The sequence below is a fragment of the Amycolatopsis sp. NPDC104819 genome (assembly GCF_055583145.1).
Genome location: NZ_JBVJON010000030.1, coordinates 24690 through 34359, shown reverse-complemented (window position 1 = coordinate 34359; position 9670 = coordinate 24690). Strand labels below are relative to the sequence as shown.

Annotated in this window: 8 protein-coding genes; 4 read left to right on the top strand and 4 right to left on the bottom strand. The window is 69.9% G+C overall.

Annotated features, from left to right (window positions below; genetic code table 11):
• Window positions 1-275: 275 nt before the first annotated feature.
• Genes ACZ63E_RS45415 through ACZ63E_RS45400 form a run of 4 tightly spaced genes read right to left on the bottom strand, consistent with a single transcriptional unit; the run spans window position 276 to window position 5175 of the window.
• Entirely contained in the window at window positions 276-884 is a 609-nt protein-coding gene (locus tag ACZ63E_RS45415) for a GTP-binding protein (protein WP_086861435.1), read from the bottom strand.
• A complete protein-coding gene (locus ACZ63E_RS45410) occupies window positions 865-1650 on the bottom strand; it encodes a DUF742 domain-containing protein (RefSeq protein WP_465301826.1) in 786 nt (261 codons plus the stop codon). The genes ACZ63E_RS45415 and ACZ63E_RS45410 overlap by 20 nt, the downstream gene beginning before the upstream one ends.
• Before the next feature lie 25 nt (window positions 1651-1675).
• Window positions 1676-2137 (bottom strand): roadblock/LC7 domain-containing protein, encoded by a 462-nt coding sequence (locus ACZ63E_RS45405; RefSeq protein ID WP_364624061.1) that lies wholly within the window; start codon window positions 2135-2137, stop codon window positions 1676-1678.
• Between the two features lie 20 nt (window positions 2138-2157).
• A complete protein-coding gene (locus ACZ63E_RS45400; protein WP_465342518.1) occupies window positions 2158-5175 on the bottom strand; it encodes a sensor histidine kinase in 3018 nt (1005 codons plus the stop codon).
• A gap of 867 nt (window positions 5176-6042) precedes the next feature.
• Here ACZ63E_RS45400 and ACZ63E_RS45395 point away from each other — a divergent pair.
• From ACZ63E_RS45395 to ACZ63E_RS45380, 4 genes are read left to right on the top strand one after another with little or no spacing between them, the layout of a single operon-like run.
• The gene (locus ACZ63E_RS45395; protein WP_465301824.1) at window positions 6043-7053 is read left to right on the top strand and encodes an ABC transporter substrate-binding protein; all 1011 of its coding nucleotides are present in this window, start codon (window positions 6043-6045) and stop codon (window positions 7051-7053) included.
• A gap of 4 nt (window positions 7054-7057) precedes the next feature.
• A complete protein-coding gene (locus ACZ63E_RS45390; protein ID WP_465342517.1) occupies window positions 7058-7828 on the top strand; it encodes an ABC transporter permease in 771 nt (256 codons plus the stop codon).
• Window positions 7825-8658 carry an ABC transporter permease gene (locus ACZ63E_RS45385; RefSeq protein WP_465342516.1) on the top strand — a complete coding sequence of 278 codons (834 nt, stop codon included), beginning with the start codon at window positions 7825-7827 and terminating at the stop codon, window positions 8656-8658. The genes ACZ63E_RS45390 and ACZ63E_RS45385 overlap by 4 nt, the downstream gene beginning before the upstream one ends.
• Window positions 8659-8677: 19 nt before the next feature.
• Complete coding sequence (locus ACZ63E_RS45380) at window positions 8678-9541, top strand: ABC transporter ATP-binding protein (protein ID WP_465301818.1); 864 nt, start codon at window positions 8678-8680, stop codon at window positions 9539-9541.
• Window positions 9542-9670: the final 129 nt, after the last annotated feature.

Here is a 9670-nt window from a genome sequence, read left to right as displayed (position 1 = left end):
TCTACCGCTTCTGCAACACACGACCCCACCTCCCGCCCACCCCTCTCTGTCCACCTCGCCTCCCCCCCCCCCCCCGCGGCCCCGCCCCCCCCCCCCCCCCCCCCCCCCCCCCCAGGTCAGCGTCGGTCCGGCGGCATCTGCCGAGCGACCCCGCGCCGGGCGCTGCCGCCCCTGACGGACGGGTCGCCGTCACGGACGGCCGACACGCTCCCCGAAGTGGGTGAAGCGCGCGGAGTTCACTCCAACGGCCGCATCCGGTTCGGGGCGTCATCCGGTTATCCCGCGCGCAACGCCGAATCATGCGCGATCGCGTGCTGGACGACCGAGATCAGCACCTGCTTGGCGGAGTCGCGCTCGCGCGCGTCACACGCCATGATCGGGACCGACGGCGCGATGGTGAGCGCGTGCCGGACGTCCTCGATCTGGTGGTGCAGCAACCGGTCGAAGCAGTTGATGGCCACGACGTAGGGCAGCTTCCGGTTCTCGAAGAAGTCGATCGAGGGGAACGCGTCGGCGAGCCGCCGCGTGTCCACCAGCACGACCGCCCCGATGGCGCCGACCGCGAGGTCGTCCCACATGAACCAGAACCGGTGCTGACCGGGGGTGCCGAACACGTACAGCACCAGGTCCGAGTCCAGCGAGATGCGCCCGAAGTCCATCGCCACGGTAGTGGTGGTCTTGTTGGGCGTGGCCGAGGTGTCGTCGTGTCCGACGCTCGCCTCGGTCATCATGGCCTCGGTGGTCAGCGGGTCGATCTCGGAGATCGCCCCGACCAGCGTTGTCTTCCCCGAACCGAACCCGCCGGCGACCACGATCTTGGCCGACGAGGTCGGACCCGTCACCTGCGGCGCGTTCGCGTCGGAGTCAAATTCTCCGAAGCCCACTGAGCACCCTTTCCATGAACTCGATACTCGGGCGGTCACCCACGGTCTGGTTGCTGGAGTGCACCAGCACCAGGCCGAGGCCCGCCACGTCACCAATCAACACCCGCACCACACCGAGCGGCAGGCGCAGCAGCGCCGCCACTTCGGCCACCGACCGGGTGTCGAGGCACAGGTCGCAGATCGACCGGTGCTCGGGCACCCGGACCCGGTCGAGCATCCGGCCCTGTTCGCTCGTCGAAATCAGCGCCTCGATCGCGAGATCGAGGGTCGCCTTCGTCCGGCCCCGGGTCCGGAAGTACGGCCGGACCAGGCCGGACGTCTCCATTTCGGTCGGCGCGGGCTCGTCGACGTACTCCTGGTGGGCCTGCCGCGGCAGCGCCGCGGCCAGCTCACCGGAGTCCGGTCCCGACGAGAAGTCCCGCTCGGTGCTGTACGCGGCGAAGTCGTGCGCGTCGTACAGCGGCCCGCTCGACCCGCCGAACAGCTCCGCACCGGGACCGCCCAGGAGGCGGTCGCGGTACTCGCCGTTGTTACCGGCCTGGATGGGCCGGATCGGTTCCTGCCCGGCGTTGCTGTCGGTCAGCCAGTTCGGTGGTTCCCGCACGGGGTCGCTGTCGGAGGCCTGGACGCGCCGTTGCCGCCATTCGCGGTCGACGCGTTCCCGGAACGACTGCCAGTCCTCCCGGCCTTCGTCCGGTTGCTCGGACCACCCGCCGGAGAAGTCGTCACCGAGCCGGCCATCACCCCTCAAGCGCCCGTCGTCCACGGCTCTCTCCTCGGTTCCCAGGTCCTCAGCGGCGGATCGCCGAGCCCTGCAGCTGCGCCCGCATCTCCGGGGTCAGCTGCTGGCCGACCCGCTCCACCAGCAGGGTCATCTCGTAGACGACCAGGCCGATGTCACTTTCCGGCGATCCGAGGACCGCCAGGCACGAACCGTCGGATACCGACATGAGGAAGAGAAAGCCGTTGGCCATCTCGACCACGGTCTGCGCCACCGTGCCGCCTTCGAACACCTTGGCCGCGCCGCGCGCGAGGCTGGTGAGCCCCGACGCCACCGCGGCCAGCTGGTCCGCCCGGTCCTTCGGCAGGCCACGCGAGGCCGCCAGGAGCAGGCCGTCGGCCGACACCACGACCGCGTGGGCCGCGCCGGGCACCCGGTGCACAAAATCCGTGATCAGCCATGCGAAGCTGCCGGCATTGCTCGCCTTGGCATGCGCCTGGCCGTTCGGCTGCGCGGAGCCACCCGGCTGCATTGCACCCGCCCGTGTCACTTTCACTCCTCACTGCTGTCTGTGGTGTTGCCACGCCCCGGAACCCCGCTGCCTTCCAGCCTCTCTTCGGCCGGGAGCTCCTTCAACGCATGTCGTCCCGAGGTGTACCCCCGCTGGAAGCTTGCCATCCGGTTCCGCGCCGCGGACGCCGAGCGGGTGATCGCACCCGTTCCGGGCATGCCCGCGGTGTTGTCCGCGAAGTTGTTCTGCGCCGGTTCGCCGGCCGAGGGACTGCTGATCGACCCCGGGACCAGGTACTGGTTCGGCACGCGCTTGGGCAGCCCGGCCGGGGTGATCTCCTCGTTCTTGGCTTCCAGCAGCGACTGCGCCGCGTTCCAGCCGTCGTCGGAGGCACTGTGCCAGCCGTCGTCGGGCGGGAGCAGGGGGTGCCGGGTCGCCGCGGTCGGCTGCAGCTCGTCCACCTGTTCGACGCGGTCCGGGACGTGCTGCCCCGGGACCCGCTCCGGCAGACGCTCGCCGGCGGGTTCCGCGGCGGGCTCGTCGTAACCGGTGAGCGGCGGCAGGTTGGGGTCCTCCCGCTCGCTCTGCGGCGGCACCGGGTCGGCAGCCGCGTCGTCGCCCTCACTGAACCAGCGTGACAGCACCGACTGGTAGATGGGCAGCCGCCGGGTGGGTACATCGTCCTCGAGGGCCGACGGTCCGGCGTCCTCCACCCGCGGTGGCGGCGGTGGCGGCTCCTCCGGCGGGACGTACTTCGGCTCCCGCTTCGGCAGCACCAGCGGCGCGAACTGCGTGTCGCTGGCGTGCGAGGCGCCGTCGCCGTTCGAAGACGGCGTCAGCGGCGCCAGGTCCTCGGCGGTCGGCCAGGCCGGGGTGTCCTGCTTCGGCAGCTCCGGCGACAGGAACGGGCCCGCCGCGCGGCCGCCGCTGACCAGGTCGTCCAGGCTGATCGGCTGGTCGAGCGGGACCAGCCCACCCTGGTTCGCCACCGGCTCGTGCACCGGCGGGGCCGGTGGGGGCGGTGGCGCGGACGGCGGCACCGGGGTGTGCGACCGCGTCTGCTCGAAGTCGGACGGCGCCGACGGCAGCGGGATGCTGGGCAGCGACATCGACGTCTCGGACCGGTTCGCCGGCGGCGGCGTCTGCCGCTGCATGCCCGGGCGGAGGTGGGTGAGCAGCTCCGCCGGGACGACGACGCGGGCGATGACGCCGCCTTCGATGTCCTCGTTCTCGCGCAGCCGGACCTCGATGCCGTGCCGCTTGGCCAGGCGCGAGACCACGTACAGACCCATCCGCCGGGTCACCGACACGTCCAGGTCCGGCGGCTCGGCGAGCCGGCCGTTGACCTCGGCCAGCCGCTCTTCGCTCATGCCGACACCGTGGTCGGTGACCTGGATGGCGAGCGCCTTGCGGCGGGTAACGACGGCCCGCACGATGACCTTCGTCTCCGGCTCGGAGAAGTAGGTCGCGTTGTCGAGCAGCTCGGCGAGGACGTGCACGAGGTCGTGGATCGCGAGGCCCTGGACCGCGACGTCGGGGACGACCCCGACCTCGATCCGGGCGTACTGCTCGATCTCGGACACCGCGGCGCCGATGACGTCGGCGGCGGGCACCGGCTTGGGCACGGACTTCGCCAGGCCGGCGCCGGAAAGCACCAGCAGGGACTCACCGTTGCGCCGCAGCCGGGTGGCCAGGTGGTCGAGCTCGAACAGGCTGGCCAAGTGGTCCGGGTCCTGCTCGTCGGCCTCGAGGCGGTCGATGACGCCGAGCTGGCGTTCCACCAGCCGCTGCGACCGCCGCGAGAGGTTCACGAAGATGCCGTTGACGTTCTCCCGCAGGAGCGCCTGCTCGGCGGCCATCTTGACGGCCTGTTCGTGGACGATGTCGAACGACCGCGCGACCTCGCCGATCTCGTCGCGGGAGGTGACGGGCACCGGCGTGACGGCCTTCTTCGAGGCGCCGACCGGGTCCGGGTCGTCGAGGATCGCCTGCACGGTTTCGGGCAGCCGGGTGTAGGCCACGTCCAGCGCGCTCTTCCGCAGCACCCGCAGCGGGCGCAGCATCAGGCGGGCGACGACGAGCATCAGCGCGACCGCGAGCGCCAGCGCCGCGAGCACCACGGCGCCCCCGACCCAGGCCGAGTTGACCGCCGCCGTGGCGAGGTCGTCGGCGCGGGACTTGAGCTGGGCCAGCAGGTTCGACTCGACGGCGTGCAGCTTGTCGGCCGACACCGTGCTGTCCTTGCTGAGGGCGGTGGTGTCGACGCTCGGCGCCTCCCCCAGCTGGGCGAAGGCGAACGCCGCGGTCTGGATCCGGCGGCGGTCGTCGACCTCCGGGCCGGAGTAGGTGTCGTTGTAGAGCTGCCGCTGGTCGTCGTCGGCGTTCGCGAGGAAGGCCTGCACCGAGGCGTCCGCACTGGAGGCCGACGCGCGCGTCTGGTCCAGGAGGTCACCCGGGAAGCTCCCGCGGTACGCGGCGATCTGCAGTTCGGCGTCGGATCGGGTGGTGAACTCCTTGGCCTCGCTGACCGCCTGCGTGCTGGTGCCGAGCCGGAGGACGTCGCGGTCGGTGACCGCGGTGGTCACCTCGCGGCCGAGCTCGATCAGGGCGTCCAGGATGCCGGAGTACGCGGTCATGACCGTGATGTCCGGCAGGCCGTTCTGGGTGTTGTACGCCGCGCGCAGCGGGCGCAGCGCGTCGAGGCGCTGGATGCCGCGGGCGTAGCGGTCCTTGGTGGCCTGGTCGTCGTAGTTGAGGGCGGCCGCGCCGCTGCGCAGGTCGCCTATCTCGCGGTCGACCTTGCCGATCTGCGCGTCCAGCCCGGTCTGCAGCAGCGCGTTGCCGGACGAGAGCCGGGCCACGGCCAGCGAGCGCTCGTTCTGCAGCTCGTGCACCACCGTGGTGACCTTGACGGCGAACGCGACCTGGTCGGCGGTGCGCTGGAACTCCGCGGCCTGCCGGGCGTCGTCGACCACCTGCAGCGCACCCAGCGCCAGAGCGGTCAGGGTGGGAATGATCAGGACCGCCGCCAGCTTGGACCGCAGCCGCCAGTCACGCATGCCCGAGAAGAACCCGGCCTTCCGGCCCGGATCCGTTCCGGGCCGCTGCGCAGGGGCCCCTCCCACCCCCGCGGTGTCTTCGTTCGGCACCGCCGCACCACCATCGTCGTTCGTGCTCGGATATCCCTGTTCGGTCCAGCGCCCGCCGGGACGCGCGCCGTTCTGCTCAGCCACTCGTCTGCACACTCCCCGCATGCCGGCGCACCGGCCGTCCGGGTGGAGCCGAGCGCAAGACGCTACCCGCACGGGTGAAAAGATCGTCTTGGGCGGGCGTTCCTGAACCCCGTCCAGGTGGACGGAATCGGTTCAGCTCGAGCATCACGGTCGGGTCCCTGCGCTGGTCTCGCATCGGTCTCTGGTTCGGCCTAACCCACCGGCACGGCGGCAGTGCCCGGCCAGGAAGTCGTCGTCGCGGGGCAGAATCTCTCAGGAAAAGCACAGCGTGTGCTGGTACACCGACAGAAGTCGTCTTGATCGGCCATCCAGGCACTCTCTCTCACCACATCGGAGGTTGATACCTCCCCGCAGGTGCAGAGGGTAGCGAACGCCAGGGGAAGATGTAACCCTCCCGACAACACGGGCTGGATGTTGCACAGCGTTCGCTCATGTCGCACGCCGCCGATCATCCGCTTATTCGAATCTGGGTCTTACGCTGGGTAAACGACTACGGCGAGTGGAGCAGCGGGTCTAGACCAGAGGCCTAAAGAGTGACGCGTACCACGCTCCTGGGTATTGATCCCACCCGTTGTGAGCAGGCTGTCACGTTCTCTACAGTGGCCCGCGTGACTCCGGGCAATGAGTCACCCACATCCATTGGATTCGGTCCACCAACTTTTCACCAAGGAGCAGGCCTTGCTTGGAAACGCCATGAGCAGTGGCCGGGTTCGCACTCGCCGCGCCGCGCTCGGGCTCGCCCTCACCGTCGCAGCCGCCACAGCCCTCACCGGCTGCAGCGCGCTCGGCTCGGACGACTCGAACGCCTCGTCGAACGGAGGCGGCCCGGAGAAGTCGAAGATCAAGGTCTCGATCATCCCCACCACCGACCTCGCGCCGTTCTGGCTGGCCCAGGACGGCGGCTACTTCAAGGCCGAAGGCCTCGACGTCGAATCGGTGACCGCCGCCAGCGGCCAGGTGTCGATGACGAAGGCGATCTCGGGTGAGGTCGACATCACGCAGTCGACCTACGGTCCGTTCTTCACGGCGAAGAGCACCGGCGCGGCGGACATCCAGCTCGTGGCCGACGGCACGTCGATGAGCTCGAAGAGCAACGCGATCCTCACCGTCCCGAACTCGTCGGTGAAGACGGTCAACGACCTCGCCGGCAAGCGCATCGCCATCACCGCCAAGAACACGGCGACCGACCTGCTCACGCGGTCGGTGATGAAGGACCACGGCGTGGACTACAGCAAGGTCAACTGGGTCCTCATCCCGCTGCCGAACATGGCGGCCGCCCTGCAGCAGGGCCAGGTGGACGCCGCCTACCTGCCCGAGCCCTTCATCACCCAGGCCGCCAAGACCGTCGGCGCCATCCCCGTCATCGACATCAACAGTGGCGCCAGTGAGAGCTTCCCCCTCACCGGGTACGGCGCCACGAAGAAGTGGGTGCAGTCGAACCCGAAGACGCTCGCCGCGTTCCAGCGCGCGATGCAGAAGGCCACCCGCGACGTGATCAACGACCGTTCGAAGGTCGAGCCGCTGCTGGTGAAGTACGCGAAGATCGACGAGGACACGGCGAAGCTGCTGACCCTGCCCGGCTGGCAGTCGCTCCTCGACGCCCGGCGCATGCAGCGTGTTCCCGACCTGATGCTGCAGCTGGGCGCCATCACGACGCCCGTGGACGCTGCGTCGATGATCGCCCCGCAGGCGAGCACCAGCTGACGTCGTGGGGAAACTGCTCCGCAACCTGGCCGGTCTGGTCGGCTTCCTCCTGCTCTGGGAGGTCGTCGTCCAGGTCGGCCTGGTCAGCAAAACGTTCGTGCCGCCCCCCAGCGTCGTCCTCGTCACCGTCGGCGAGCTGCTGGGTGATCCTTCCTTCCTGCGCGACGTCGTCGCGACGATGCTGGCCTGGCTCATCGCCGTCCTGATCGCCGCGGCCATCGGGGTGCCCGCCGGGTTGCTGCTCGGCAGCATCCCGGTGCTGCGCACCGCCACCGCCGTGATCGTCGAGTTCCTCCGGCCGATCCCGGTCGCCGCGCTCATCCCGCTGGTGCTGCTCGTCATCGGCTCCGGCCCCGAAGCGAAGATCACGCTTGCCGTGTACGCCTCCCTGTGGCCCATCATGTTCAACACCGTTTACGGCATGGGCGAGATCGACCCGGTGCTGATGGAGACGGCCCGGGCCTGCGGGACCAGCCGGTTCCGCACCCTGTTCTCGGTCGCGCTGCCGAACACCGCGCCGTTCGTCTTCACCGGGCTCCGGCTCTCGGCCGCCATCGCGTTGATCGCCGTGGTCAGCACCGAGTTCCTCGCCGGTTCCGAGGTCGGCCTCGGCAACTTCATCCTGGTCGCCAGCACCGGTTCGACGCGGTTCGACCTCGTCCTGGCCGGTACGGTGGTCGCGGGCATGCTGGGGTTCGCGATCAACGAAGGGCTCGAACAGCTCGGCAAGCGGCTGTTCCGGTGGAGCACAGTGGATCGGGAGGCGATCGCGTGAGCACGGCGACTCTTTCCGGCCGGGTGGGCCGCCGGGCCGCCCGGGGAGCCACGGCCGTGCTTCGCAACTGGCTGCTGTTCGCGATCCTCGTCGTGCTTTGGGAGTTCGCCGCCCGGGCCGGCGGCAGCAAGTTCTTCCCACCGCCCACGGAGATCGCGGTCGCGGCGGGGAGGCTGTGGTTCACCGGCCCCGCGTCGCACCTCTTCCTCACCGATGCCGTTTTCGAAAACGTGTTCCCTAGCCTCGGCCGGACGCTCGGTGGCTGGGCGCTGGCCGCGGTCGCCGGCATCGCGCTCGGGGTGCTGGTCGGACGGTCCGAGAAGGGAATGGACTACCTCGGCCCGCTGTTCGCGTTCTTCCGTTCGATCCCGCCACCCACGCTGATCCCGGTGTTCGTGGTGTTGTTCGGGCTGAGCTCGGGTATGCAGACCGGCTCGATCATCTTCGGTGCGATCTGGCCGGTGCTGCTCAACACGGTGGACGGCGTGCGCTCGGTCGACCAGGTCAAGGTGGAGACGTCTCGATCGTTCCGCACACCGAAGCGCTACTGGATCGCGTTGGTGGTGCTGCCCGCGGCGGCGCCGAAGATCTTCGCCGGGCTGCGGGTGAGCTTGTCGATCTCCTTGCTGCTCATGGTCGTCTCCGAGCTGGTCGGTGCGTACAACGGCATCGGCCGCTCGCTGATCAACGCCCAGCAGGACTTCGACTTCCCGACCATGTGGTCGTGGCTGGTGCTGCTGGGCATCCTCGGCTACGTCTTCAACACGATCTTCCTGGCCGCGGAGCGGCGGGTGCTGGCTTGGCAGCCGACCCGCCTCGGCCGCGACTGACGCTGGAAAGGCCTCTCCCATGTCAACCATGCTCGAAGTGTCCGGCCTCAGTCACCGTTACGGCACGGGCGCGAAGGCGCACACCGCGGTGAACGACCTGTCGTTCACCGTCGAGGCCGGGCAGCTGGCCAGCATCGTCGGCCCGTCCGGCTGCGGGAAGTCGACGATGCTGCGCTGCATCGCCGGGCTGACCCCGCCGACCGAGGGCACGGTGAGCCTCCACGGCGACCGCGTTTCGGGGGTGCCGGACGACCTCGCCGTCGTGTTCCAGGACTACAGCCGTTCGCTGTTCCCGTGGCTGTCGGTGCAGAAGAACGTCGAGTTCCCGTTGCGCTGGCGGAAGCTCTCGAAGGCCGAGCGCCGCAAGCGGGCGGCCGAAGCACTGGAGCAGGTCGGGCTGTCGGGCGTCGGCGGCAAGTTCCCGTGGCAGCTGTCGGGTGGTATGCAGCAGCGGGTCTCGATCGCCCGCGCGCTGGCGAGCCGGCCGGCGCTGCTGCTGATGGACGAGCCGTTCGCGTCGGTCGACGCCCAGACGCGCTTCGAGCTGGAGGACCTGACCCGGCGGGTGCAGCGCGAGCAGGGCAGCACGATCCTGGTCGTCACCCACGACATCGACGAAAGCGTGTACCTGTCCGATCGGGTGCTGGTGCTGTCGAAGTCACCGGCGTCGATCGTGGCAGACCTGCCGGTCGGCCTGCCGGCCACGCGCGACCAGATCACGACGCGTGAGTCGGCGGAGTTCGTGGCCCTGCGCGGCGAGGTGGCCCGGCTGCTGCACGGCGGAAGGACCGCGGAGGCCGCCACCGCCGCTTCCGACGCCGCGGAGTGGGAGCTGGCGGAGCAGAACTCCGACGTCACCGAGCGCAGCAAGACCGGCAGCTGAGGAGTTTCGGAGGCGGGGGGGGGGGGGGGGGGGGGGGCACGGTTTCCCCCCTTTTCTTCCCCACCCCCGCTCGGAGAAGACACACACCCCCAACCCCACCTCCGCCAAGGGGCGGCGAGGCGGAAAACC

What these genes read in the sequence shown, in the direction of transcription:
- ACZ63E_RS45405 (WP_364624061.1), bottom strand. Translation starts at nt 2,137, where the DNA reads ATGCAGCCGGGTGGCTCCGCGCAGCCGAACGGCCAGGCGCATGCCAAG.
- ACZ63E_RS45400 (WP_465342518.1), bottom strand. Translation starts at nt 5,175, where the DNA reads ATGCGTGACTGGCGGCTGCGGTCCAAGCTGGCGGCGGTCCTGATCATT.
- ACZ63E_RS45395 (WP_465301824.1), top strand. Translation starts at nt 6,043, where the DNA reads ATGAGCAGTGGCCGGGTTCGCACTCGCCGCGCCGCGCTCGGGCTCGCC.
- ACZ63E_RS45380 (WP_465301818.1), top strand. Translation starts at nt 8,678, where the DNA reads ATGTCAACCATGCTCGAAGTGTCCGGCCTCAGTCACCGTTACGGCACG.